The sequence below is a fragment of the Gallibacterium faecale genome (assembly GCF_027920745.1).
GTDB lineage: Bacteria > Pseudomonadota > Gammaproteobacteria > Enterobacterales > Pasteurellaceae > Gallibacterium > Gallibacterium faecale.
In genome coordinates, this window is record NZ_JAQIBB010000090.1 from 1 (window position 1) to 25,622 (window position 25,622).

General features: G+C 35.9%; 21 protein-coding genes. 8 read left to right on the top strand and 13 right to left on the bottom strand.

All coding sequences use genetic code 11. The features are described 5' to 3' along the window. Positions 1-40: 40 nt before the first annotated feature. Positions 41-688 carry a transcriptional repressor LexA gene (lexA, locus tag PF272_RS09920; RefSeq protein ID WP_065234723.1) on the bottom strand — a complete coding sequence of 216 codons (648 nt, stop codon included), beginning with the start codon at positions 686-688 and terminating at the stop codon, positions 41-43. A gap of 191 nt (positions 689-879) precedes the next feature. Here lexA and plsB point away from each other — a divergent pair, with 191 nt between their 5' ends. Beyond that, positions 880-3,297, top strand: coding sequence for a glycerol-3-phosphate 1-O-acyltransferase PlsB (gene plsB, locus PF272_RS09925; RefSeq protein ID WP_271142631.1), 2,418 nt, complete (start codon positions 880-882; stop codon positions 3,295-3,297). Positions 3,298-3,375: 78 nt separating this feature from the next. Here plsB and PF272_RS09930 read toward each other — a convergent pair whose 3' ends face one another. The 9 genes from PF272_RS09930 to iolB all read right to left on the bottom strand — a co-directional run bounded on the left by PF272_RS09930 (position 3,376) and on the right by iolB (position 12,376). Next, positions 3,376-4,131 (bottom strand): DeoR/GlpR family DNA-binding transcription regulator, encoded by a 756-nt coding sequence (locus tag PF272_RS09930; protein ID WP_271142632.1) that lies wholly within the window; start codon positions 4,129-4,131, stop codon positions 3,376-3,378. Positions 4,132-4,193: 62 nt separating this feature from the next. Beyond that, a complete protein-coding gene (locus PF272_RS09935; RefSeq protein WP_271142633.1) occupies positions 4,194-5,174 on the bottom strand; it encodes a tripartite tricarboxylate transporter substrate binding protein in 981 nt (326 codons plus the stop codon). 22 nt (positions 5,175-5,196) lie between these two features. Further along, a complete protein-coding gene (locus PF272_RS09940; RefSeq protein WP_271142634.1) occupies positions 5,197-6,690 on the bottom strand; it encodes a tripartite tricarboxylate transporter permease in 1,494 nt (497 codons plus the stop codon). 9 nt (positions 6,691-6,699) lie between these two features. Continuing rightward, entirely contained in the window at positions 6,700-7,176 is a 477-nt protein-coding gene (locus PF272_RS09945; RefSeq protein WP_271142635.1) for a tripartite tricarboxylate transporter TctB family protein, read from the bottom strand. Between the two features lie 28 nt (positions 7,177-7,204). Beyond that, entirely contained in the window at positions 7,205-8,368 is a 1,164-nt protein-coding gene (locus tag PF272_RS09950) for an iron-containing alcohol dehydrogenase (protein WP_271142636.1), read from the bottom strand. A gap of 17 nt (positions 8,369-8,385) precedes the next feature. Further along, positions 8,386-9,366, bottom strand: a complete 981-nt coding sequence (locus PF272_RS09955; protein WP_271142637.1) for a hydroxyacid dehydrogenase — start codon at positions 9,364-9,366, stop codon at positions 8,386-8,388. Positions 9,367-9,379: 13 nt separating this feature from the next. Next, entirely contained in the window at positions 9,380-10,255 is an 876-nt protein-coding gene (gene dapA / locus PF272_RS09960; protein WP_271142638.1) for a 4-hydroxy-tetrahydrodipicolinate synthase, read from the bottom strand. 19 nt (positions 10,256-10,274) lie between these two features. After that, positions 10,275-11,273: a 4-hydroxythreonine-4-phosphate dehydrogenase PdxA gene (gene pdxA / locus PF272_RS09965; protein WP_271142639.1), complete on the bottom strand. Its 999-nt coding sequence runs from the start codon at positions 11,271-11,273 to the stop codon at positions 10,275-10,277. 278 nt (positions 11,274-11,551) lie between these two features. After that, positions 11,552-12,376 (bottom strand): 5-deoxy-glucuronate isomerase, encoded by an 825-nt coding sequence (gene iolB / locus PF272_RS09970; protein WP_065239722.1) that lies wholly within the window; start codon positions 12,374-12,376, stop codon positions 11,552-11,554. A gap of 210 nt (positions 12,377-12,586) precedes the next feature. Here iolB and PF272_RS09975 point away from each other — a divergent pair, with 210 nt between their 5' ends. Then, positions 12,587-14,101 (top strand): CoA-acylating methylmalonate-semialdehyde dehydrogenase, encoded by a 1,515-nt coding sequence (locus PF272_RS09975; protein ID WP_065235332.1) that lies wholly within the window; start codon positions 12,587-12,589, stop codon positions 14,099-14,101. Positions 14,102-14,261: 160 nt separating this feature from the next. Here PF272_RS09975 and PF272_RS09980 read toward each other — a convergent pair whose 3' ends face one another. From PF272_RS09980 to PF272_RS09990, 3 genes are all read right to left on the bottom strand, one after another. Further along, complete coding sequence (locus tag PF272_RS09980) at positions 14,262-14,591, bottom strand: MaoP family protein (protein ID WP_065237974.1); 330 nt, start codon at positions 14,589-14,591, stop codon at positions 14,262-14,264. A 70-nt stretch (positions 14,592-14,661) separates the two neighbouring features. Beyond that, positions 14,662-15,300: a thiol:disulfide interchange protein DsbA gene (gene dsbA, locus PF272_RS09985; protein ID WP_271142640.1), complete on the bottom strand. Its 639-nt coding sequence runs from the start codon at positions 15,298-15,300 to the stop codon at positions 14,662-14,664. Between the two features lie 11 nt (positions 15,301-15,311). Next, positions 15,312-15,578 carry a YihD family protein gene (locus tag PF272_RS09990; RefSeq protein ID WP_065235335.1) on the bottom strand — a complete coding sequence of 89 codons (267 nt, stop codon included), beginning with the start codon at positions 15,576-15,578 and terminating at the stop codon, positions 15,312-15,314. A 75-nt stretch (positions 15,579-15,653) separates the two neighbouring features. On the opposite strand from PF272_RS09990, the gene mobA reads away from it, so the two are divergent. The 6 genes from mobA (at position 15,654) to PF272_RS10020 (ending at position 25,617) form a co-directional block, all read left to right on the top strand. Further along, complete coding sequence (gene mobA / locus PF272_RS09995; RefSeq protein WP_271142641.1) at positions 15,654-16,241, top strand: molybdenum cofactor guanylyltransferase MobA; 588 nt, start codon at positions 15,654-15,656, stop codon at positions 16,239-16,241. Position 16,242: 1 nt separating this feature from the next. Beyond that, complete coding sequence (locus PF272_RS10000; protein WP_065235337.1) at positions 16,243-16,515, top strand: ACT domain-containing protein; 273 nt, start codon at positions 16,243-16,245, stop codon at positions 16,513-16,515. Between the two features lie 12 nt (positions 16,516-16,527). Then, a complete protein-coding gene (locus tag PF272_RS10005; RefSeq protein ID WP_271142642.1) occupies positions 16,528-17,889 on the top strand; it encodes a PFL family protein in 1,362 nt (453 codons plus the stop codon). A gap of 330 nt (positions 17,890-18,219) precedes the next feature. Then, positions 18,220-19,854, top strand: coding sequence for an SrfA family protein (locus PF272_RS10010; RefSeq protein ID WP_271142643.1), 1,635 nt, complete (start codon positions 18,220-18,222; stop codon positions 19,852-19,854). Positions 19,855-19,879: 25 nt separating this feature from the next. After that, positions 19,880-22,954, top strand: coding sequence for a virulence factor SrfB (locus tag PF272_RS10015; RefSeq protein ID WP_271142644.1), 3,075 nt, complete (start codon positions 19,880-19,882; stop codon positions 22,952-22,954). Next, the gene (locus PF272_RS10020; RefSeq protein ID WP_271142645.1) at positions 22,954-25,617 is read left to right on the top strand and encodes a putative virulence factor; all 2,664 of its coding nucleotides are present in this window, start codon (positions 22,954-22,956) and stop codon (positions 25,615-25,617) included. Before PF272_RS10015 ends, PF272_RS10020 begins: the two co-directional genes overlap by 1 nt. Positions 25,618-25,622 lie beyond the last annotated feature (5 nt).

The window sequence follows — 25,622 nt, forward strand, 5'->3', positions numbered from 1 at the left end:
TATCGCTGCCTAGAGGGTAATCTTCTCACAATAACTATACTTACATCCACGCATTATTACGGATAATTCCCACTGCAATCCCTTCAATTTCAACCTCTTCCTGACTTAAATCCACCACGATCGGTGAAAGCTCACTATTTTCAGGATGAAGATAGAGCATATCTCCTTTACGCTCAAAACGCTTCACAGTTACATTATCATTAATACGAGCGACAACAACTTGCCCGTTCCGTACATCTTTTGTACTGTGTACCGCTAACAAATCCCCATCTAAAATACCAATATCTTTCATTGACATTCCTTGCACTTTTAATAGGAAATCTGCTTTTGGTTTAAACATATTCACATCCACTTGATAAGTGGCTTCGATATGTGCCGCGGCAAGAATAGGCTCACCCGCAGCCACTTTACCGATTAATGGCAAACCAACTTCTTCATCATTGGCCGCATCTTCGTTTTCATTATCATTAATTAAGCGGATACCTCTTGAGGTGCCGGAAACAATTTCAATAACCCCTTTTTTGGCCAATGCTTTTAGATGTTCTTCAGCTGCATTCGCAGAACGGAAACCTAATTCTCTTGCAATTTCCGCACGTGTTGGCGGCATACCCGTTTGTTCTAAATGTTGTTTTACAAAATCGAACACTTCTTGTTGTCGTGCCGTCAAAGTTTTTGTTAATTTTGCCATAATCTATCTCTGTTCTTTTATACAGTATTACCTGTCATTATATACAGCAAATACTGTATTGCAACGCTTATTTTCCAATACTCCCCTTTTCTTTATGGCTTAGCTTTGATCTGATAAATCGTTTTATTTGCAGAATTTGTGCTAAACTTACGCCGTTTTTCAGATAAAACTAAACTAAAAAGGAATAAAAAATGGCAGCTTTGCTCAATTTTTATCGCAATTTACTAAGATTACCGCTCTCTTTATTAGTTAAAAGTAATTCAATTCCAAACAATCCAATTCAAGAACTTAATCTTAATATTGCAGAACCTCTCATTTATGTTCTGCCTTATACCTCTCAAACAGATTTATTAATTTTTCAAAAAAACTGCTTGGCTTTAGGATTACCTGATCCATTGCAAGAAAATGATATTAATGGCGTAAAGTTACCACGCTATGTCTTTTTAGATGAAGGTAGGCGTTTCTTTAAATCAAAAACCGTTAAAAAAGAAACTGAACAAATTTTTGCGCGTTATCTGGAATTACACCATGATATTGCTGAATTAAATGTGCAATTAATCCCTGTTTCTGTACTTTGGGGAAGATCGCCGGGTTATGAAGATAAATCAGGCTTACCTAAATTACGCTTACTGAATGGTATCGAAAAATTTGCCACCATCCTTTGGTTTGGGCGCGATAATTTTGTGCGTTTTTCTCAATCAGTATCACTACGTCGTATGATCAACGCCGATGGCAGCGATCCAAAATTAGCTCAAAAGCTTTCTCGTGTTGCTCGAATCCACTTTTCTAAACAACGTATTTCAGCAACTGGACCTCGCTTACTTAATCGTTCCGCAATGTTTGCTAAATTATTGAAAAATGAAAATATTGTGGCGGCTATTGCTGATGAAATGAGTAGTAAGAAAATTTCTCAAGAAAAAGCTGAGCAAGAAGCAAGAAAAATTCTAGAAGAAATTGCTGCTAATTTTAATTATAGCAGTTTGCGGGTGGCTGACCGCTTTTTACGTTGGTTATGGAATAAATTATATCAAGGTATCAGTGTCGAGCACGCGGATCGTGTACGTAAATTAGCACTCGAAGGCCATGAAATTGTTTATGTTCCTTGCCATCGTAGCCATATTGACTATTTATTACTTTCTTATGTGCTTTATCATCAAGGTTTAGTACCGCCCCATATTGCAGCAGGGATCAATCTTAACTTCTGGCCAGTAGGCAGTATGTTCCGTAGTTGGGGCGCTTTCTTTATCCGCCGTACATTTAAAGGTAATCGCCTTTATTCGACAATTTTCAGAGAATATTTGGCGGAGTTATTCCATCGTGGTTACTCTGTTGAATTCTTTATTGAGGGCGGACGTTCTCGTACTGGGCGCTTACTCGCACCAAAAACCGGTATGATGTCAATGACATTACAGGCCTTACAAAGTGGACAGCAAACACGTCCAATTACTGTTGTGCCCGTTTATATTGGCTATGAACACGTTCTAGAGGTAGATACGTATGCCAAAGAATTACGTGGTGCTGCGAAAGAGAAAGAAAATGCAGGCTTAGTGTTACGAGTAATCAAAAAACTGCGTAACCTTGGTAAAGGTTATGTGAACTTTGCTGAGCCAATTACATTAAATACCTATCTTAACCAACATTATCCGCAATGGCGCAATACTGATGAAAAAACACGCCCAGAATGGTTTAATGAAGCCGTTGATCGTGTTTCCAATCAAGTTATGGTGAATATCAACCGTGCTGCTGCGGTTAATGCAATGAACTTAACGGGCTCGATTTTACTCTCTTCTCGTCAACGTGCATTATCTAAAGAATTATTAATTGAACAATTAGATACTTATCTACAATTATTACGTAATACCTGCTATGACGATGATGTGATTTTGCCAAATGAAAACGGCGAATCATTATTGCAACACGTATTAGGATTAGATCGCGTAGGAATTCTTGTGGAAAAGGATAATTTTGGGGAAATTGTACGCTTAGAACGGAGTTCAGCTGTATTGATGACCTACTACCGCAATAATATTCAACATTTGTTTGTATTACCGTCTTTTATTGCCAGCTTAGTCTTACACCATGAAGCCATAGAACTTAATTTAGCGCTTGATGCGGTAGAAAAATTCTATCCATTCTTAGCCAATGAATTATTCTTAAGTATTCCTCAAGAAAAACTCCATCAATATTTATTAACCATTATTGATGAATTATGTCGTCAACAAATCTTTAAACGTCATGAAAATATGTTGAGTATTAACAAAAAACGTGGTCGTTCATTACAATTATTAGCAGCTGGTGTCAGAGAAACATTACAACGTTATTACATCACGTTGAGTTTATTAAAAGCGAATACTACGCTTTCTCGTGCTGAACTGGAAAAAGAAAGCCAATCTATTGCACAGCGTTTATCTGTTTTACATGGTATTAATGCACCAGAATTTTTTGATAAAGCGGTATTTGCTGCCTTTATTAATTGTTTAAAACAAAACAATTATTTTGATGAAAATGGTAATGCTATTAGTGAAAAAATTGATGAATTACATTCAATTTTACACAAGATCGTTTCGTTAGAAATTGATATTACTATTCAAGATGCCATCGAAAAATAATTGATCCCAACTAATACTAAAAAGTGTGCAAATCATTTAATTTGCACGCTTTTTTATTACACTCTTATCTTAATAAGACTAAACAAGTGCTAATTTAAATTCTTCGTTTTGTAATTCAGCAATTACTTGTTTATCTAAATTAATATCGGTCACAATATCAGTAAACTGCGCTAATCTTGCTACACTAAACAACGAATATTTGCCATATTTACTACTGTCTGCCACTAAAATACGTCGCCTTGCATTCTGTAATAAGCTACTTTTCAGATTTGCTTTATCTTCTGTTGGCGCTGTTACCCCTTTGTCTAAACTCCACGAATTACAACTTACAAACGCCAAATCAGGATATACATTCTGTAATAACTGAATACTATGATTACCAATACAAGATTGACTAGAGTTATCAATATACCCTCCCGTCAACATCAAATCGATTTGTTTATACTCAGATAAAAATAAAGCAATATGCAGATCCGTTGTGATCACTCTTAATGGTAAATGTGCTATTTTCTTTGCAATACATAATGTTGTCGTTCCAGCGTCTAGTACTATTGAATCCCCCGCTTTAATAAAAGAGGCAACATGGTCAGCAATTCTGCCTTTTTCTACGACAAATTTAAGTTGTTTTTCATTTGTAGTTGGTTGCGCTGCAATAAATTGATTAAGGCTTACTCCACCATGTGTACGGATAACAGATCCTTGTTCATTTAATTTAATTAAATCTCGACGGATTGTCGCTGGCGAAGCATTAGTGACTTTTACAAGTTGATCAACAGTTGCAATATTATGACTTTTCAAGAAAAGCAGGATTTGTTCTAAACGATCGGGTGACATATTATTCTCTTATCATAAAAGGCACACACTATAAATCTAATGTGTGCCTACAATACAATTATTTAATTATTCACTAAATTTTTGTTTTTCTCAAATTCAGCTAAACTTGTATCAAGATGCTTAATTAAATCAGCTGTACCCACAAATGTTGGAGATACACTATAAGCATCCTCTGTTTTCTTACGGAATTCAGCATTTTCTGTCACAACTTTCATAGCTGCTGCCATTTTTTCAATAATTTTAGTATCTGTACCTTTAGGAAAACTTAAGAAATAATAACGTTCAGCTACCCAATCATATCCTTGTTCTTTTGCGGTCGGAACATCTGGGAATAATTTATTACGTTCTTTTGCAATAACGGCTAAAGGTAGAAAATCCTTAGATTCAAAATAAGATTTCATAACACCATAAGGATTAACATTCACATCAATTTTTCCTGCTAATAATGCAGCATTTCTATCTGTACCGCCGCCAGCATCTACAATATTAAAATCAACTTTTTGTTGTTCTTCCAATACCCTTCCTAAATAATAAGAATATGCACCAATAGATGAAGCATATAAAACACTATTTGGTTGTGCTTTCGCTCTATCTATTAAATCTTTCATATTTTTCATACCACTTTTAGCATTGACAGCAATAACATAAGAGTTATCTACAATTGTTGCCGCGACTGGTGCTAAAGCTTCATGTGCTTGCTGAGCAACACCAACCACCTTATTTGTTAACATTGATTCATGGAAAAATAGTGCAGTGTAACCATCTGGTTTCGCACCAATAACTTGTCTCATACCAGCATTACCATTGGCACCAGATACATTCGTTACAATAATTTTTGTATCAAGTTCTTTCTCTAAATAACTAGCTAAATTTCTAGCATGGAAATCCGTATCTCCACCAGCACCAAATGGTACAACAATAGTAATCGTTTTATGGTTTGGCCAACTATCACTTGCAGTAGTTTTTTCTTCTGCTGCTTTGTCTTTACAAGCCATAACACTTAAGCTCAAAATACCTGCTAATACTAAATTTAAATATTTCATAGGAAACTCCTGTTTAATTTCATTAATGAGATTTCTTCATACGAGATCTAACAGCAAAAATAATTACTACGGCTGTCATGATGAAAAATAGAGAGGCAATAGGGGCTCTAAAAAACTCTAGAAAATCACCTTTTGAGAACATTAATCCTCTTCTTAAATTCAATTCTGCAAGTGGCCCAATAATAAATCCTAAAATGAATGGTGCTGCAGGAATCTTTAATTTAAAGAATACAAATCCAACTAATCCGAATAACACTGTAGCCCATACATCAAAGAAGTTATTACGAACACCAAATGCCCCGATAATGCAGAAGAGGAAAATTGCTGGAAGTAGAAAATGTTTTGGAATATCTAAAATTTTGGTGAATAGTTTTAATCCATAAAATTCCATTATGAACATAACAATTGAACCAACAATCATTGCAGCAAAAATTGAATACACAATTCCAACATTTTCTGTAAACATTAGTGGTCCTGGAGTAATCCCATGAAGAGTTAATCCACCTAATAAAATAGCTGTTACAGTATCTCCAGGAATACCTAATGCTAGTAATGGTACTAAAGCTCCACCAATAGCCGCATTATTTGAAGACTCTGATGCTACAACCCCATCAATAATTCCTGTGCCGTATTTTTCTGGATATTTAGAAGTAGATTTAGAAACAGTATATGCCATTACATTAGCAGCACCACCGCCAATCCCTGGTAAAATACCAATTGCAGTACCAATAGAAGAACATAAAATAAAGTTCTTAATTTGCCCAAAGAACTCTTTTATAGAGAAACCTAAACCTTTTACTATTTCTAATGCTGTAATTACATCCATATTATTTCTTTCTGTTTTCAATGTATCCGCTTTAGAAATAATTTCTGTAATTGCAAATAAACCAATCAATACTAGTAAAACATCAAAGCCATAAGCAATATCAACTGAGCCAAATGTAAAACGTTCCATAGATGAAATTGCATCAATACCAACTGTAGCAAACATACAACCAACTACACCTGAAATTAATCCTTTCCAAATATTATCTCCTGATAACCCAACTAACATACTTAAAGAGAAAAGTGCTACAGCAAAATATTCATATGCTCCAAACTTAATTGCTATTTTTGCTAAGAAAGGAGAAAGAAAAATCAAAACTATTGTTGAAAATAATGTACCTAAAAATGAAAATGTAATTCCCACACCTAATGCTTTTAATGGATGTCCTTTTTTAGTTAATGGATAACCATCAAAACAGGTCGCAATAGAAGATGGGGTCCCCGGTATACCTGCTAAAATAGCTGTAATTAAACCTCCTGATATTCCACCTATATATAATGCAATAAGTAATACAACAGAAAGGCTAGAGTCCATAGAATAGGTAATTGGTAGGAAAAGTGCTAAAGCCATTGTTGCTGATAAACCTGGTACCGAACCAAATATAATTCCAACAAAAACACCACCTAAAAGGCATAACATCCCTGTTACAGTAAATAAGACCGAAAAACCTTGAAGTAATAGCTCAAACATAACTTCCCCCTAAAATAATAGCCCAGATGGCATAGTTAAATTTAAATAATAACTAAATCCAAAATAAGCCACTATTGGTAACAAAATAGAAAAAATAATATAAACCCAATATGTCTTTTCTATATATTCTGGTGTAAGCAATAAAGATAAAAAGAATAAGAAAGGAATAGAAGAAATAATAAAACCCAAAAAATCAATAAGTGAAATATATGCAAGTATTAACACTAAAACTAATAATACTCGTTTAATATCAGAAGATGAACTTTCCTCTTTATCTTCTAATGTTTGTAATTTTCTCCAAGAAGTAATAATTAAAATAGTTGATGCAATTAATAAAATATACCCATAAATTTTTGGCATAAAATCAGATTCAATTGCAACAATTCCTTTAGTTTCTATTGAATATGCTCCGAATAAATAAGCTAAAGAAACGAAAAAAAATATTATTCCTGCAAGAAAATTTTTATCGGAAAGATATTTCTTCATATTCCTTTCTCCTTCACAAACTTATAATTTATAGAAATTTTTGATAAATCTTACGAATATCTTCTTTTGTCATTTCTTTAGGATTGTTATCTAACAATCTTCTGACTGAAAAAGCAGAATCGACTAATTCATCTAAAACAGACTCATTAATTCCTTTTTCTCGTAAGTCACAGTGAATATTTAAATCTTTAATCAGCGCATATAATTCCTCAATCATCCTTTCCGCTGCTTGTCGTTGTGATAATCCTTGGATATCAAGCGCCATTGCATTTGCAATTTCACTAAATTTTTTCTCATAAGCATCTAAATTAAATTTCATTACATCAGGTAATAAAATTGCATTAGATAATCCATGAGGTATATGGTATTTGCCTCCTAACGGATAAGATAATGCGTGTACCGCAACAGTACTTGATGTCGCAATACAAGCTCCGCCTAGGTAAGCACCTAACAGCATTTTTTCTCTAGCTTCTAAATTGCTGCCATTGTTATAAGCTTCTCTAATGCTGCTTACGATTAAATTAATCGCTTTTAATGCCAACATTTCACATAAAGGATTGGATTTTTTAGAGATATAACATTCAATTGCATGACATAACGCATCAATTCCAGTATTTGCTGTGATATGTTTCGGTAATTTCACCGTCATTTCAGGATCTAAAATCACACTGCTAGAAACTAATTTTTCATCAACAATACCAACTTTTAATTCTCGTTCTGTATCTAATACAATCGAATTTTGAGTTGCTTCGGAACCAGTCCCTGCAGTAGTTGGGATCATTAATGTAGGTAGGCCACGTTGTGAGAATTTCTTTTCTCCTCTAGTTACTTGATGCAAAGTAACATCATTGTTCAACATTACAGCAATAAGTTTTGCTGTATCCATAGCACTACCACCACCAATACCAATAACCATTTCAACCTGTAGTGATTTTGCCACTTCAAAAATATCATTAATTTTTTCCATTGGCGGCTCTGGGGGTGTATCAGAAATAATATGTACAGCAACACCGGCTGCTTCTAAAAGCAATTGTGGTTTCTCGATTAATCCTGTTTTATAAACACCTTCATCTGTAATGATGACAACTTGTTTAGCTTGATATGCAGATACCACATCTACAATTTGATTAATTGAACCTTTACCCGCAATAATTTTGCTTGGATTTAATAGTGAATAATTTGTATTAGTCATATAACTGCTTCCTCCGACTAATTCTTTTTCCATCTAGGATGTTCATATGCTTCTGGGTTACATACATACGGCCATCTTTCCCCATTGATTACCGCTAACACACCTTCCGCTGCCATTGTGGCTACACCTGATGCTGCTTCCTTAGTTTGACCCGCCATATGTGGTGAAACAATGACATTATCTAATTGCATAAGTGGTGACTTTGGATCAACCGGTTCTGAGGCAAAAACATCTAACCCCGCACTATGAATAGTTCCTTTGGTTAATGCTTCTACAAGAGCTTCTTCATCAACGACACCACCTCTAGCACAATTAATTAAAATTGTATTTGGTGACATTAGCTGGAACTCTTTTTGGCTAATTAGATTTCTAGTTTTTGCAGTAAGAGGAACATGGATAGAAATAACTTCTGAACCAGTAATAGCTTGTTCTAATGTTGAACAATGAATAAATCCTTTTGCTTCAATAACTTGTTGTTCTACATAAGGATCATAAACTTTAATAGTCATACCCACTGCAGCAGCCATTTGTGCAAGGATAGAACCAATATGACCATAACCAATCAATGCTAATGTTTTGCGATTTAATTCATATGCCTTATAAGCACTACGAATTGCAAAATTACCTTTTCGCATTCCTTTATCTGAACGTACAATATCTTTTGCACAAGCAAACATTAACGCAAAGGCGTGCTCTGCTACAGATCTTGTATTCGCACCGGGTGCAATAACAACAGGAATACCTAATTCTGTTGCCGCAGCCACATCAACATCATCAACCCCAACACCAGGTCTTCCAATCGCTTTTAAATTTTTAGCTTGCAGCATAGTTTCGCGATCGATTGAACCTATACGAATAATTACACCATCTGCATCAAGTAATTCGGGTAACATTGCTTGAGGATGACCATCATTAGTGATACTAATCCTAACGTTACCTTTTTCTAAAACGGCCATACCGTCATCGTGTAAGCGGTGTGAAATGACAACTTTTTTCATCTCAATATCCTTCTTATTTATAAAGTTCAAATACTTCTAATAAAGCTTTATCCATTGCCTCATTCGCACAATAAGAAGGTTCTTTAGCAGGACCGACATTAAATCCTTTAAGTTGCACAGCACGTTTCACAACAGAATTTGGATTACCTTTAGCCATAACATTACGGAACGGACGAATTTTCTTTTGTGCTTCATTCGCTTTAGCAAAATCACCAGCTTTCCAGTAGTTATAGATACTTACCATTAATTCTGGGAAGACATTTGAACACCCACTAATTGCCCCTGTACCACCAGCTAATAACGTCCAAAGAATTAAAGAATCATTCCCCGCTAAAACACTAAGGCGATCGTCTGTATTCTCAATATATTTCAATGTGTTATCGAAACTACCACTACTATCTTTTACACCAATAATATTTTCATATTTCGCTAACTTCTTAACTGTTAAATAATCAATATTGTTGCCTGTTCTTGCGGGAATGTTGTACAACAAAATCGGTAATGCTACGGCTTCGGCCACTCTACTATAATGGCGATAAAGATCATCTTGGGATACCGCTACAAAATAAGGTGAAATCACAGATAATACATCGACCCCCAAATCAGCAGCTTTTTGAGAAAGTTCGATTGTTTCTTTAGTTGTGATACAACCAGTACCCGCATAAACAGGAACTCTTCCATTCACAGCAGAAACCGTTTCTTTAATAATTTCGAGTTTCTCTTGTTGATTAAATCCATAAGCTTCTCCATTAGTACCTAATGTGAAAATACCGTGAACACCAGCGTCAATTAAATAATCAATAAAATCTCGATAAGCTGCAGGATTAAATTTTTCATTTTCATCTAACGCTGTAAGTACCGGAGTAATAATTCCTTCTGGTTTAAACATAATTTTTCTCCTCTAAAATTTATTTAGTAAATTTAATTTGTGCCATTTGTGCTGCAAGATACAATGCCTCACTCATACTTTTACTATCAGCAATGCCTTGTCCAGCAATAGGAAATGCGGTTCCATGATCAACAGATGTACGAATAAATGGTAACCCTACGGTAACATTTACACCTGTATCAAAACCTAATAATTTGATTGGAATATGACCTTGATCGTGATACATCACGACCACAATATCGAATTCATCTAAGTTAGCAGCTCGATGAAAAACTGTATCAGGAGGAATTGGACCTGATACATTAATGCCTAATGCTCTAGCTTCTTCAATCGCAGGGACAATCTCTTTACTATCCTCATCCCCAAACATACCATTTTCACCAGAATGTGGATTTAACCCAGCAACAGCCACTCTTGGTACTTTGAATCCCAACATTTTGGCATTTTCATCTGCAAGTTTAATCACCGTAAGTACCCGCTCTTTCTTCACTAAATCACAGGCTTTACGTAATTGAACATGCGTTGTTACATGAATCACACGTAATTTTGGACTCACCAACATCATTGAATAATCTTTAGTTCTACTTAATGTCGCAAGAATTTCAGTATGTCCTGGAAACATCTTGCCACCAGCATGTAACGCTTCTTTATTTAGTGGTGCAGTAACTACTGCATGAATTTTGTTTGCCATCGCATATTGAACTGCACGTTCAATATATTCATAAGCTGCACATCCTGCGCGAGGATCAACTTGAGCAAATGGTAAATCTGCTGGTAAATTATCCAAGTCCACTAAATCAATATAACCATACTCTGAAGAAAACCCTTCCAACTCACTGATCACCCTAAGTTTTAATGGTGACTTTAATAGCTCAATTGCTCTAGTCATCATTTTTTTATCGCCAATAACAAGAGGGTGAGCAAGCTCATACAAATGTTGATCAGCAAGTGCTTTTACTATCACTTCTGCACCAATACCTGCAGCATCTCCCATCGTTATTCCTAAAATTGGTTTCATTTAATACTCCTTTGTTACTGATATACGACTACCTTTTATTTCAATATTTCATCGATTATATAAATGATTATTTTGAATCAAAAAATCATAAATAATGATGAATTATTTTTTATTAAGTATATTTAATGACGAAAATCCTTTCTGTGAATAGGATCGCATTTTGATTAAAAATAATCAAATAGATTTTATTTAATCAAAAAATAATTTTTTAGGGATAAAAAAAGCCAACTACAAGAGTTGGCTTTAAGGTTAGTTAGGGACGAATTTTACTAGTGAAGCTACTTAGCAAATTTCTTTGCGTATTCTTCCGTGTTAATCCATTGATGATCTTTTTCCCAAGTGAAGCGCCATTTTCTAACTGGACCCGCCATCACATTTAAGTAATAGTTGTTATAACCAGCAATCGTTGCGACTGGATGATAGCCTTTTGGTACTTGAACTACATCACCATCATAAACTGCCATACATTCATCTAAACTACGATCATCAGTATAAACACGTTGCAAGCAGAATCCTTGGCTAGGCTCAAAGCGGTGATAATACGTTTCTTCTAGATATGTTTCTGTTTCACAATCTTTTTGATCGTGCTTATGGCTTGGGAATGAACTTGTACAACCTTCATCAGTAAAGACTTCAACCACTAATAAGGCATCTGCTGGTTCTGTTTCAGGTAAAATATTATGCACTAAACGTTTATTATTCCCATAACCTCGTTTCTCAACTCCTACATCTGCTGGAGTAATTAGACGTACTGGCAAATTACCTTGGCTTGGGGCACGACAAATTGCAATTTCTGTTTCACTCTCTGCTTTAATTTGAACATTTTTATGATGTGGTACATATAAAGAGTAAGGTGGAATACGTTCAAATGGTGTTGTTCTATTTCCAATACGTTCATACGTTTTCCCATCTACTTCAAACGTTGCATAACCACTCATCATCACAAAACAAACTTCTGTTTCAGCTGTTTCAAAAAGTTGAGTTTTACCTGCTGATAAGTGTAATAACTCAAATCCAACGTACTCCCAGCCAGCACTTTGTGGGGTAATTTGTTGGCGAAAACCATCAGTTACTTTTTTAGATTTTGCTAATAATTGACTCATAAAAACCTCTTTTCACCTTGTTTTAAAGTATGCCAAGTATAGGCGATAAACGTTCATCATTGAACTTTGTTTTTCTTAAGATACAACATAGATCACAAAATAAAACAAAAAATATATTTAAAAAGATTTTTATTTGAAATTTTTATTTCATTGGAGTATGGTTATCGCCACTGCCAAATGAATGTTAAACAAACTAACGCGAGGATAATTATGAATCAAGTTATTCCAAATTTTATTAATGGACAAATCGTTGAAAGCCAAAGTCAAAGAAGTTCTTTTGTTTATAATCCAGCTACTGGTGAACAAACTAAACAAGTAAAATTAAGTACGGTAAGTGAAATGGAAGCAGCCATTACTGCTGCACAAGATGCGTTCCCAGCATGGTCACAACAATCGCCATTACGCCGTGCCAGAATTTTATTTAAATTCAAAGAGTTATTAGAGAAGAATTTTGATAGCCTTGCCCGTTTAATTACTAATGAACACGGTAAAATCTATTCAGATTCTATTGGTGAATTAACTCGTGGTCTAGAAGTTGTTGAATTTGCAACAGGTATTCCACACCTATTAAAAGGTGAATTTTCCGCTAATGTAGGTCGTGGTATTGATAGTTTTTCAATTATGCAACCTCTAGGAGTTGTGGCAGGGATTACCCCTTTCAACTTCCCAGCTATGGTACCAATGTGGATGTTCCCAGTGGCTTTAGCTTGTGGTAACACCTTTGTATTAAAACCGTCAGAAAAAGATCCTTCACTTTCTATTCGTTTAGCGGAATTATTAAAAGAAGCAGGTTTACCAGATGGCGTGTTTAATGTTGTGCAAGGTGATAAAGAAGTCGTTGATGTATTATTACGTGATCCACGTATTCAAGCGGTTAGCTTCGTTGGTTCAACACCAATTGCTCAATATATTTATGAAGTTGGCTCTGCTCACGGTAAACGTGTACAAGCATTAGGTGGTGCGAAAAACCATGCATTAATTATGCCTGATGCAGATATTGAAACCACAGCAAATGCGTTATTAGGTGCAGCATTTGGTGCAGCAGGTGAACGTTGTATGGCGCTTTCTGTGGCTGTTACTGTTGATGATGCGGTTGCTGATGCATTAGTTGCAAGCTTAACACCAAAAGTTAAAGCTTTACGCATTGGTCCAGGTATTCTACCTGAGGGTGAAAAAGAAAATGATATGGGCCCATTAATTTCTAAAGAACACTTAGCCAAAGTTTCTGGTTATGTTGATTCAGGTGTTGCAGAAGGGGCAAAACTGGTTGTTGATGGTCGTGGTTATAAAGTAGCTGGTCATGAAAACGGTTATTTCATTGGCGGTACTTTATTTGATAACGTCACCACAGAGATGAAAATCTATCAAGAAGAAATCTTTGGCCCAGTGCTTGCTATCGTTCGTGCAAAAAATTATGACGAAGCGATTAAACTTATTAACGACCATCAATATGGTAATGGTAGTGCAATTTTCACGAGTGATGGTGATGCTGCGCGTCAATATAGCCACGATGTGAAAGCAGGTATGGTCGGTATTAATATTCCAATTCCAGTACCAATGGCATTCCACTGCTTTGGTGGTTGGAAATCATCTATCTTTGGTCCATTAAATGCCTATGGTCCAGATGGCGTACGTTTCTACACCCGTATGAAGACTGTAACCAGCCGTTGGCCAAATCATAAAGTGAGAGAACAAGGCGCTGCATTTAGTATGCCAACACTTTAATAACAGGCTCTCTTCTCTTGAGAGGTTTTAGACACTCAAGATTTATGTGTGTGGTCGCTCTCCACACACATTTTTTTAGAAATCGCTCTATATAAAATAAGCCCACTATCTGATTAGTGGGCTTAACTTATTTCACAAATTAATCTCAAATATCTATCAATTAATCCGCATTGTAATCATCAACATTATCGTTCGCTAATACACCTGAAAGCGTATAAACACGTTTAGTACGAGAAATACGAGAACGATATTTATCCCAAGTTTTTTCAAAGAAAGTTTCTGCTGGACGCTCACCACGGCAGAAAGCAACAAATTGCTGTTCTTCTTCGGTTACTGGTTGGCGAGTACCTTTATCTAGCTCAAGAAATGCTAAACCATGATTTTCTAACGCTTGAGATTCACGGATAGTGTAATCTCCATGACGAGCAAAACCACGAGGATAATTTTTATCGTCAAAAAAACGACGTGTTACGCTAAAGCTTTCAGACATAGTAGGAATTCCTTAATTTGAGTATCAAATAAAAAAGTCGCATTTAAGGCGACTTTTTCGTTGTTGTCAATTATTTTTTTAATAAAAATTGGGTTAAATCGACATAGCGTTGGATTAAGTCATCTAAAGTTTTTACTTCAGAAAAACCACTGTCATTACCTGTTGCAATATGGTACTTACCATTGATATAAAAATCTGGCACACCACGCACTTTAAATGCTTCTGCCGCTTTCTCTTGTTTTGCAACTAACGCATTTACAGCAAAGCTGTTAATTGCACCATCAAACTCTTTACCATCAATCCCATTATCTACAAAGATTTTGCGGATATCATCCATAGAATTTAAGCTATTTTTTTGTGCTGCTTCAAATAAAGGTGCGCGCACTTTGTCTTCTGCACCTGTTGCCATAGCTAACGCCCATGCACGGGTTAAATTGGCTGATTGTCCGCCTAAGAAATTAACATGGTATTGTTTAAAGCTCACATCTGCAGGCAAAGATTGTTTAATTTTTTCAGGAATATGGAATTTCATTTCATAGTCATAGCAGTGAGGACAATAAAATGAGAAAAATTGGATCACTTCTTTTTGTTCGCTTTGCGGTAAAGTTAAGACATCATAATCTCTACCTTCACTAAAATTCGCTGCCATACTAAATTGTGACATAAATGCCACTAAAAAACCGGTTAATACAAGCAATATTTTTTTCATCGCAACTCTCCTTATTTAATGATGCCTCTTGCTTTTAATAATGCTGTTTTAAAATCATCTTCATAATCTTTTTTCAGACCTGGGATTGGTTCATTTTTATCTTTACCTGCCATTTTGAGATGATAAATAATAATTTCATCACTCAATTCTGCTAACTCCCCAGTAAACCCAGCTTCTTTTGCAATTTTTTGCAAAATTTGGGTTAAATTGAGATCTGGATCTTTTGCCCAATAAGGTTGCAATAACTCCAAAACCTCGTTTAAACGATGGCATTTCATTTGGATTTTTCCTCACAGTTTCACATAGGTGTGCGATAATACCACTTAAATTTTTAATTGCCAAAAGAGATTACTATGCCTGAGAAAATAACTGCGGTAATTTTGTGCGGTGGTAAAGCGCAACGTATGAATGGTGCGGATAAAGGCTTACAAATTCTAATTGATAAGCCTTTATATCAATGGGTTTATCAAGTTATTTTACCTCAAGTTAATGAGGTTATTATCAATGCCAATCGTTCATTAACACAATATGCCGCCAGCGGACTGACCGTTATTAGTGATGATTTAGCCGGTTATCTTGGTCCTTTGAGCGGGATGTTAACTGGGTTACAACACACAAAATCAGATTGGGTACTATTTGTCCCTTGTGATACGCCTTATTTACCAGTAAATTTAGTAGAGAAATTAGCAGCTGCTCGCCAAGCTAATACGCAAGTTGTTTATGCGACTGATGGTGAACGAGAACATCCAACCTGTTGTTTATTACATCGTTCTCTTCTCCCTGCATTAAACGCCTATTTACAACAAGGAAATCGCCGTGTGTTAGGCTTTTTTAAACAACAAGCCTATCAAACAGCAGATTTTTCAAATGAAAAAACACATTTTATAAATATCAATTCAGTTGATGAATTGCATTTTTATGCTCAACAAGAGGAACAGTGAAATGAATCAATCAGTTTTAACCGTTATTGGCAAGGATCGTATCGGTATTGTGTATGATGTCGCCAAATTATTAGCAGAACAACAAATTAACATTGTGAATATTAGCCAGCAGTTAATGGATGGTTATTTCACAATGATTCTTCTTGTTGATACCACAGAATGTAAAAAAGATTACCAAACTTTAGCCGCATACTGTACAGAAGAAGGGCAAAAACTTGGGTTAGATTTACGCTTACAAAATACTGAAATCTTTAATGCTATGTATCGTATTTAAAGGGGATTTAGTATGAGTAACAGTATTCAATCTTATGAAATCTTAGAAACACTGCGCATGGTGTCAGATCAGAATTTCGACGTAAGAACTATTACGATCGGGATCGATCTTCATGATTGTATTAGTGATGATATTGATATCTTAAATCAAAAAATTTATGACAAGATTGTGCGTATTGGCGGTGATTTAGTACAAACCGCACGAGAACTCTCCGCAAAATATGGGATTCCTATTGTAAATCAACGCATCTCTGTCACGCCGATTGCGCAAATTGCAGCCGCAACTAAAGCAACTTCTTATGTTTCTGTTGCGCAAACACTCGATCGTGCAGCAAAAGCGATCGGCGTTTCTTTTATTGGTGGCTTCTCTGCTCTCGTACATAAAGGAATGAGTCCAGCAGATGAAATTTTAATCCGTTCAATTCCGGAAGCTATGCAATCAACTGATATTGTATGTAGTTCAATTAATATCGGCTCAACTAAAGCAGGTATTAATATGGATGCAGTTAAATTAGCTGGTGAAGTGATTAAACAAACTGCTGAAATTACGCCTGAAGGGTTTGGCTGTGCCAAAATTGTGGTGTTTTGTAACGCAGTAGAAGACAATCCATTTATGGCAGGTGCTTTTCATGGTTCTGGCGAGGGCGATGCTGTCATTAACGTTGGCGTATCTGGTCCTGGTGTGGTCAAAGCAGCCTTAGAAAGCAGCCAAGCAACTACTTTAACCGAAGTCGCTGAGATAGTGAAAAAAACCGCTTTTAAAATTACACGTGTCGGTGAATTAATTGGTCAAGAAGCGAGTAAACGCCTCGGTATTCCTTTCGGTATTCTTGACTTATCTTTAGCACCAACTCCTGCAATCGGTGATAGTGTTGCCCGTATTTTAGAACAAATGGGATTAAGTGTATGTGGTACACATGGCACTACTGCCGCCCTTGCATTACTAAATGATGCCGTGAAAAAAGGCGGTATGATGGCGAGTAGCTCTGTTGGTGGTTTAAGCGGTGCATTTATTCCTGTTTCTGAAGATGAAGGTATGATAGCCGCTGCTTCACAAGGCGTGCTTACTTTAGATAAGTTAGAAGCGATGACTGCGGTTTGTTCTGTTGGCTTAGATATGATTGCCGTACCAGGCTATACATCTGCAAGCACTATTTCTGGCATTATTGCAGATGAAGCTGCTATTGGAATGATTAATAGCAAAACGACGGCTGTGCGGATTATTCCTGTACCGAATAAAGATGTTGGTGAAATGGTTGAATTTGGTGGATTATTGGGTTATGCCCCGATTATGCCAGTGAAAGAAGGTTCCTGCGAAGTTTTCGTCAATCGAGGCGGTCGTATCCCGGCACCAGTGCAGTCATTAAAGAACTAATTTTACTCAATATATCACACTTCTCTTGCCCATTTTTCAATAACCGGAAATGGGCTTTTATATACCTAACTCATGGTATCCCACATTATGTATTTATTTACATTAATAAATTAACTTTCATGTAATCAAACAACATATTTTCAGAAAACTATCTCAAAAAATATAAAGCAAATTTTCACTCTTATATAATTGTTGTTATATAAATTACTTTTATCTTTTCTATAACACTTAAATATTCAAATCCATAACAATTTTATATAGAATTAATCAATATCGTTCAAATAGAGTGATATTTGTAAGGTTATTACTGAAATCTGACAAGGAAACTTTATGTTAAGTGCTTTATTACGTAGTGGTGATATCAAAAATTACACCGCACTTGGGCAATATGGAACGCCTGTTTATGCTGTTGCTTCTCAATTACGAGATGCCATACGATTAAGAGTAAAAGATCAATCAGGCGCCCCCCTTGGTAAGAAATTTGCCAATTATCTCGCGATTCCCCAGCGCAATGATCAAGGTAGTCAGATAGATTGGTATGTTCCCTTTGAATCAGACAGAACTGACGGTAAATATCTCATCATTCCTTGGACCTCAGCAACAGAAGAAGAACGGAATAACGCATATCAAGAATTACACTTATTTGAACAGTCCATGTTAGAGTTTGGACAGAAATTAAAAAATACAAATAATATTCAAGGCGATCTCCTTTTATTTTCCCGCCTACTTTCTGGTAATAATAATTCTGCTGATATTAATGATCCTGAAAATTTAAAAGCTTTACGATTCCCAAACCCTGAACATGTTTATTTAGTTAATGGAAAACCAGTTATTACGTTCTGGGGATTTGTAGAAAAAAATAGTCCTATCCATGGTCATCCATTTTTAAGTCTCAAGCCAATCGAAAAACCGCTTGTCACTACACCTATTGAAGAACCAATACCAGCACAACCCGTAATGGCTGAACCAAGAAGACCTTGGTGGCGTTGGTTATTATGTTTATTACCTTTTTTATTAATCGGCGCACTTTCTTTATTCTTTTTACGTGGTTGTTGGAGCCCTAGTGTTGAACTTCCTTCTTTATCATTCAATACTGAAAACACTAAAACCTCACAAAACAATACAGAACGACAAGTTTGTTTAGATTTAGCCAAAAATTCTTGGTTTTATGTTGATGATGGAACAGCAGTGACAGATTCATCATTAATACAACAATTAAATACCAGCAAAAATAAAAATTCAAACCAATGTCAAACCGTTGCAATAGTCGATTCTGTTCCTCGTGTAATAAGTTCAACAAGCACTTCTGCTGGATTACCAACAAGTCGTGATGGTACCGATACAATATCACCAACTCAAAATGAACCTATTGGGAAAAATACTACTGATACAGTCAAAGAGGAGAGTTTAACCGATAATCCTCAGAAAGATGCGACTCAACCAGTAATGGAGGATCCTCAAGCAAAAACAGAATCACCAAACCAAGAAACTAATAAGGATGTTACTGATAACAAAAAAGATCCTAACATCTCACAAAATCAAGCTAATAATACAGTAAATCCTGAAGATACTTTAAAACAACAAAGTACAAATCAACCATTACAGATTCCGACCGAAAGCTTGCAAAAAGGAAATGTAGATTTCCTTAACGGTAAATGGAATGCGGGCGCCGGCATTCAGGATAAAAGTACAGGTAAACCATTACGTCTGAAATATGAATTTGAAAAAGGAAAAGGGCAAGTTCGAGTAGAAAGGGGTGATGGTGTTCAATGTGTCGGTCAAGTTAATGCTTCTATTCAAGGTACAAGCCTGAATATTGGCAATACCGGGATAGCAAACTGTAGTGATGGTTCTACTTATCAATTACCTAATGTAAGTTGTAAGCCTAGTGCTAATGGTTCGGCTGATTGTGAAGGGGAATATGGCAAAGGTCAAAACTTCCCAATGTCGATGAAATCTGAATAATTTGACTTAGTAAGAGAGAATAACAATGCTTCCAGAATTACATTATTTAGGCAAAGAAGTTTCGCTTGTAATGAATAGCGGGATTCAATTTATTGATTTTGGATTAAAAATTAACTGGAAAGAAAGAGAATGGAAAGATATTTCTACTGGTTATTTTATTTCTTCAGGTGAAAATGGACCATTACGCCGTTTAATAGAAGATCCTATCAGGGATGGCTATTATGATCCTTCACAGCCAGGGCGTATCGTAACACCAGAACAAGATATTAGCGTCGAACAATCATTTACATTATTTAATGGCCTATGGATTCCTATTCCATTTTTAAGAACTGTACCACCAGATCGTTTTGATGAAGGACCTTATAACTGGGCCCGTGTCAGAATCATTCAACTCGATCAACCAGATCAAGAGGGGAATACTTATCGCGTCACATTTGCTTTTGATACAAAAGTTTTCCCTAACAGCCAAGATGTTGCCTATTTAGCGCCAACAGAAGAAGATATTCGTTCTGGTGTAGTTTTTGGTTTAGCACATCAATCAAATCAAATGTCTTGGTTCTTAGATTTTAATTGGATCAATGATTGGCTATTAGAAATCTTTAAAGAACAAGCTCATTTAATTCGTTTAACTAATTTCGAAGAAATTAATGATGCTGTGAAATTAAAAAATCACCAAGCACATTACCTAAATCTTCTCTCTATTTTAGGTACACGCCTATCTCTACCTAATATTAAAGTTGTTTCCAAAAAAGCAGACGATATTGTTGAAGCAATTCCTGTTGATATGATCCTAGATGTAGGAAATTCTCGAACTTGCGGTATTTTGATTGAAGATCATAAACAAGAGAAAGATGGTCTAAAGAAACGCTATGAATTAGAACTAAGAGATTTAAGTCACCCTCAATATGTTTACAATGAACCTTTTGAAAGTAGGGTAGAATTTGCACAAGCATTTTTTGGCAAAGAACATTTTTCTGTTCTTAGTGGGAGAAGAGATGCGTTTCAATGGCCAACAATCGGCCGTATTGGAAAAGAAGCTTCCCGTCTAGCCAGTCGCCGTAATGGTAACGAAGGCGCTACTGGTCTTTCTAGTCCTAAACGTTATTTATGGGATACAGAACAGTATGGTCAAGGTTGGCGATTTAACAGTACTTACGTCAAAACAGATCATGAACCTCACGCTACCGCAGAACCTTTATCAAGCCTCATTAATGAATACGGAGAAGCCTTACACATTCTAGATGATAATATTGATGAAGAGTTTGATCGAAAAATTCCTGTATTCCATCCAAAATACTCTCGTAGTTCATTGATGACATTTATGTTATCAGAAGTCTTGATGCATGCATTGGTACAAATTAATAGTCCTACCCAGCGAGCAAAATTAGAACACTCTCGTACACCTCGTTATTTGCGATCTATTATTCTTACAGTTCCACCAGCTATGCCAAAGCCTGAACGAGAGATTTTCCGTAATTGTGTTTATCAAGCAATCGGTTTAGTTTGGAAAAGTTTAAGGTGGGATAAATCAGATCAAGATTTAGATTTTGACTCTAAAGAAAGTCGAGAACAATATTGGCCAATATTGCCTGAAGTTGTTATTCAATGGGACGAAGCTACTTGTGGACAAATCGTATACCTCTTTAACGAAACACAAAATAATTATGGTGGACGCCCAGAAGAATTTATTGCGGCATTAAGAAGAAATGATAATCACCAGAAAAATACTATTACTATTGCAACCGTTGATATTGGAGGCGGTACGACAGATTTAGTTATCAACGATTATTCTCTTGATTATGGTTCTGGAAATTATAATGGTGGCAGTAATGCTCATATTGTACCAACCCAACGTTTTAGAGATGGTTTTAAAGTCGCTGGCGATGACATTTTATTGGATATGATCCGTGATGTTGTCGTACATTCTTTAGAAAGAGGATTAAAAGAAAAAGGGATTTCAGAGCCTGATTCTATTCTCTCTAAATTAATTGGGTCAGAAGAGAGATCTGTACAGGATAAATTATTACGTCAGCAATTAACCTTACAGGTATTTATGCCAATTGGACTTCGAGTCCTAAAAGAATATGAGAATTTTGATCCTTGTTATAGCGAAGCCACACTGTCCGATCTCACATTCTCTTCTCTATTAAGCGAAGTTGAGCGTCCAACAGAGAGAGTTTTAGATTATATTAATGAACCAATCAGACGTGAATTAAATGATCCTACTTTCAATATTTTAGATTTACCAATCGAGATCAATTTACGCGAAATTCATAATCGCTTTATGTCTGGTAATTATTATGATATTTGCAAAACATTTAATGCATTATGTGAGGTAATTAATTGTTATCAATGCGATGTCTTATTACTAACAGGCCGTCCATCACGCTTACCTGGGGTACAAGCTTTTTTCCGCTCACGTTTACCATTACCAGTAGGGCGTATCTTGCCATTAAATAATTATCGCACTGGTAACTGGTATCCATTCCATAAGCAAGGTCGCATTGATGATCCTAAAACAACCGCTTCTGTTGGTGCTATGTTATGCTTTTTAAGTACACATCAACGCTTACCAAACTTTTATTTAAGAGCGACGGCATTAGTTGCCTACTCTACTGTTAAATATATCGGTTTACTAGATAATAATAACGTGATTAAAGATAGTAATATTTATTATCGAGATATTAATTTAGATGATCCTGATTATGAATTACCTGATACCCACTTTGAAGTGAGAGGATTAGCTCGTTTAGGATTCCGTCAACTAAATGTAGAGCGTTGGAGTGCAACACCACTCTATTTACTCACTATCGAAGATGATCAACTCAATCGCGAACTTGTTGATGGCGGTGTTTTAGACATTACATTACGGATCAAAAAAGCGTTAGGCTTAGCCTCTAAACAAAAAGAACGTATTGAAAATTTCGAAATTGTTACGGCTGAATTACGAATGTTAGATGGCAAAGTCAAAAAAGTGAGATTAAGACGTAATGAACTAGGTGAGCCTCAAATTAAATTAACCTTAAATACAATGACAGATGCAGGCTTAAAAGATAGCTTATATTGGTTAGACACCGGCAGCGTTAAACGGGAGAAATAATGAATAATATGACACAACAACTAGCACAATCGTGGCAAGACGTTTTTAATTCATCCCAATCTGCAATTGACTGGGTTGAAGATGTTCGTCCAAGTGTAACTCGTTTGAATAACGAAGCAGACAGTTTAATTTTAGAGCTACGCCGATTAAAAAATATGGCGAAACGTTTGGGAAATGTCTCCACTAAACCAATTACTGCTGGCTTTTTTGGCTTATCTCAAGCAGGTAAATCATTTTTAATCTCTGCCCTAGCTGCTGATGAGCATGGAAAATTAGAAACGAATTTTGATGGCCAACGTCTCGACTTTATTAAACATATCAATCCACCAGGTGGTGGTAAAGAGGCAACAGGTTTAGTAACCAGATTTACCCGTAAACCCGTTAAATCTATCGCCGGTTATCCATTAGAATTACGTTTATTTAGTGAAATTGAAATAGCTAAAATTCTCGTGAATGCTTATTTTAATGATTTTGACAAAGAACGTGTTGAATATGAAATCACCCAATCCCGCGTAAATAGCTTAATTAAATCTCTCAGCTCTCGTGTTTCTGGCCATCCTATAGCCGGTGTAAATAAAGATGATGTTGTTGATTTACAGGATTATGCATTGGATAGTTTTGGTAAATCCTTATCTGTTTTACAAGGGAATTATTGGGCTAATGCAACTGCGTTAGCTCCTTATTTGACCATTACAGAAAGAGGACAGCTTTTCTCTATTCTATGGGGTGAGATTAGTGAATTGACCGCTATTTATGTGCAATTTGCTAATTTATTAGCGAAATTAGGGCATCCTGACTCAGTTTATGCACCATTAAATGCCATCGTTAAAACAACAGCATACGGAAAGCTATCTCAAGCAGATAGCATTATGAATGTAGATATGTTAGAACGCTTGGGTACAGACAGAGATGAGACAATTCATGTACGCCCCGCTTTCAATGAAAATATTGGCGATAGTGTAGAAATTTCATTAGCTGAATTGACTGCTCTCACTGCAGAATTAGTGTTTCCTCTTATCAATCCAACTCGTGTCCCAGCAGCAGAGAATTTAGATTTACTCGATTTTCCTGGATACCGCGGTAGATTAGGTATTACCTCCCTATCAGACATTAATGAAGGTAATCCTGTTTCTCAATTAATCTTACGTGGTAAAGTTGCCTATCTTTTCGAACGCTATACCGATAGCCAAGAAATGAATATTTTGATTGTATGCACACCATCAACAAAACAATCTGATGTTAATAGTGTAGGACCTGTACTAGAAAGATGGATCAATAAGACCCAAGGAGATTCTCCTGAACAACGTAGTCTGCGTAAACCAGGTTTACTCTGGGCAATTACGATGTTTGATATGCGAATTAGTCAAGATCTTTCTAAAGAAGAAGAGTTACTAAAAATTTCTTGGGGTGCTGGCGGTTTATTAAAACAAACGATCTTAGAACGTTTTGGCAACTACGACTGGTTTAATAATTGGGCTAACGATAAACCTTTTAACAATGTTTTCTTAGTCCGTAAACCTGGCTTTAAAGTAGCTTTCTTAAATGTTGAAAATGATATTGAAGTAAGTATTAATGAAAACGAACGCAACCAATTAAATTTATTAAGACAAACCTTTTGCCAAGATCCTGATATTCAAAAACATATCGCTAATCCAGAAGACGCCTGGGATGCCATGTTGTTATTAAACGATGGTGGTATGAAACGAATCAGTAATTACCTCGAAACCATCGCTTTACCCGAAGTAAAACAACGCCGTTTAATTGAACAACTTAATGAACGAATTCATCACGTTGTCGAAAACCGTTTTGCTAATTGGTATCACAGTGAAGGTGAAGAGGAAGTAGCAAAAAAACGCCAACTTGCTAATGCTGTAGCTAAAATGCTCCTACCACAAAGCCCTCGTGCCGTAATGATGGGAGAATTATTACATCATCTACAACTGCCAGAAGAAACTATTCGCTCGCTCTATTTTTCTGATTTAGATGATTTGGCCGAAAATGACTCTGAGCAAACGACACATAATCCTGTTGTTGATGATTTTGATTTATTTAGTGATCCAATGCCAACAACTGTAACGCAACCAAAAGTAAGCGAAAAAATTGAAAACTCACGCTTTGCTCAAGCTGTTTTTAAAGCTTGGGTCAGTCATTTACGTAATTTAACGTCTGATCACAAACTGATGCAATATTTTGGATTAGCGACAGAAAATATAGAAAATATAGTTAATGAACTGGTTACTGGAGCAAATCGCCTAAATTTACAAGAGAAATTATCAAAAATTGCCTTGCATAATGAAAATAGTGGTAGCAAACGAGATCAATTAGCTGAACGTCAAGTATTTACTATGAGTACAGCAATCTCTGACTTTATTGCATGGTTAGGTTATGCAGATATTCCTTTAGAACAGCGCCCATCAAGTCGTGCTGTACCAGATACAGTGATTTTTGAACAACGTAGCATTGAGCAACATAACGGTTTGCCAAAACTAAATGATCAAACAAGTAACTATAGTGATGGTTATCGTCTTGATTGGTTAGTCGCTTTTGGACATTTTGCTGTAAACAACGCTGGTCATAGTGCCGGTCGAGAAATTAGCCCTGAACAAAATGCACAATTAGGCACAGTACTAAATGGATTCCGTTCAGCATCTATTACAGAATAAAAAGA

Coding starts and splice junctions, on each gene's coding strand:
- PF272_RS09975 (WP_065235332.1), top strand. CDS start 12,587: ATGAATCAAGTTATTCCAAATTTTATTAATGGACAAATCGTTGAAAGC.
- PF272_RS10000 (WP_065235337.1), top strand. CDS start 16,243: ATGAATCAATCAGTTTTAACCGTTATTGGCAAGGATCGTATCGGTATT.
- PF272_RS10005 (WP_271142642.1), top strand. CDS start 16,528: ATGAGTAACAGTATTCAATCTTATGAAATCTTAGAAACACTGCGCATG.
- PF272_RS09930 (WP_271142632.1), bottom strand. CDS start 4,131: ATGTCACCCGATCGTTTAGAACAAATCCTGCTTTTCTTGAAAAGTCAT.
- PF272_RS09990 (WP_065235335.1), bottom strand. CDS start 15,578: ATGAAATGCCATCGTTTAAACGAGGTTTTGGAGTTATTGCAACCTTAT.
- PF272_RS09950 (WP_271142636.1), bottom strand. CDS start 8,368: ATGACTAATACAAATTATTCACTATTAAATCCAAGCAAAATTATTGCG.
- dsbA (WP_271142640.1), bottom strand. CDS start 15,300: ATGAAAAAAATATTGCTTGTATTAACCGGTTTTTTAGTGGCATTTATG.
- plsB (WP_271142631.1), top strand. CDS start 880: ATGGCAGCTTTGCTCAATTTTTATCGCAATTTACTAAGATTACCGCTC.
- dapA (WP_271142638.1), bottom strand. CDS start 10,255: ATGTTTAAACCAGAAGGAATTATTACTCCGGTACTTACAGCGTTAGAT.
- PF272_RS10010 (WP_271142643.1), top strand. CDS start 18,220: ATGTTAAGTGCTTTATTACGTAGTGGTGATATCAAAAATTACACCGCA.
- PF272_RS09935 (WP_271142633.1), bottom strand. CDS start 5,174: ATGAAATATTTAAATTTAGTATTAGCAGGTATTTTGAGCTTAAGTGTT.
- mobA (WP_271142641.1), top strand. CDS start 15,654: ATGCCTGAGAAAATAACTGCGGTAATTTTGTGCGGTGGTAAAGCGCAA.
- iolB (WP_065239722.1), bottom strand. CDS start 12,376: ATGAGTCAATTATTAGCAAAATCTAAAAAAGTAACTGATGGTTTTCGC.
- PF272_RS10015 (WP_271142644.1), top strand. CDS start 19,880: ATGCTTCCAGAATTACATTATTTAGGCAAAGAAGTTTCGCTTGTAATG.
- pdxA (WP_271142639.1), bottom strand. CDS start 11,273: ATGAAACCAATTTTAGGAATAACGATGGGAGATGCTGCAGGTATTGGT.
- lexA (WP_065234723.1), bottom strand. CDS start 688: ATGGCAAAATTAACAAAAACTTTGACGGCACGACAACAAGAAGTGTTC.
- PF272_RS09980 (WP_065237974.1), bottom strand. CDS start 14,591: ATGTCTGAAAGCTTTAGCGTAACACGTCGTTTTTTTGACGATAAAAAT.
- PF272_RS09940 (WP_271142634.1), bottom strand. CDS start 6,690: ATGTTTGAGCTATTACTTCAAGGTTTTTCGGTCTTATTTACTGTAACA.
- PF272_RS09955 (WP_271142637.1), bottom strand. CDS start 9,366: ATGAAAAAAGTTGTCATTTCACACCGCTTACACGATGACGGTATGGCC.
- PF272_RS09945 (WP_271142635.1), bottom strand. CDS start 7,176: ATGAAGAAATATCTTTCCGATAAAAATTTTCTTGCAGGAATAATATTT.
- PF272_RS10020 (WP_271142645.1), top strand. CDS start 22,954: ATGAATAATATGACACAACAACTAGCACAATCGTGGCAAGACGTTTTT.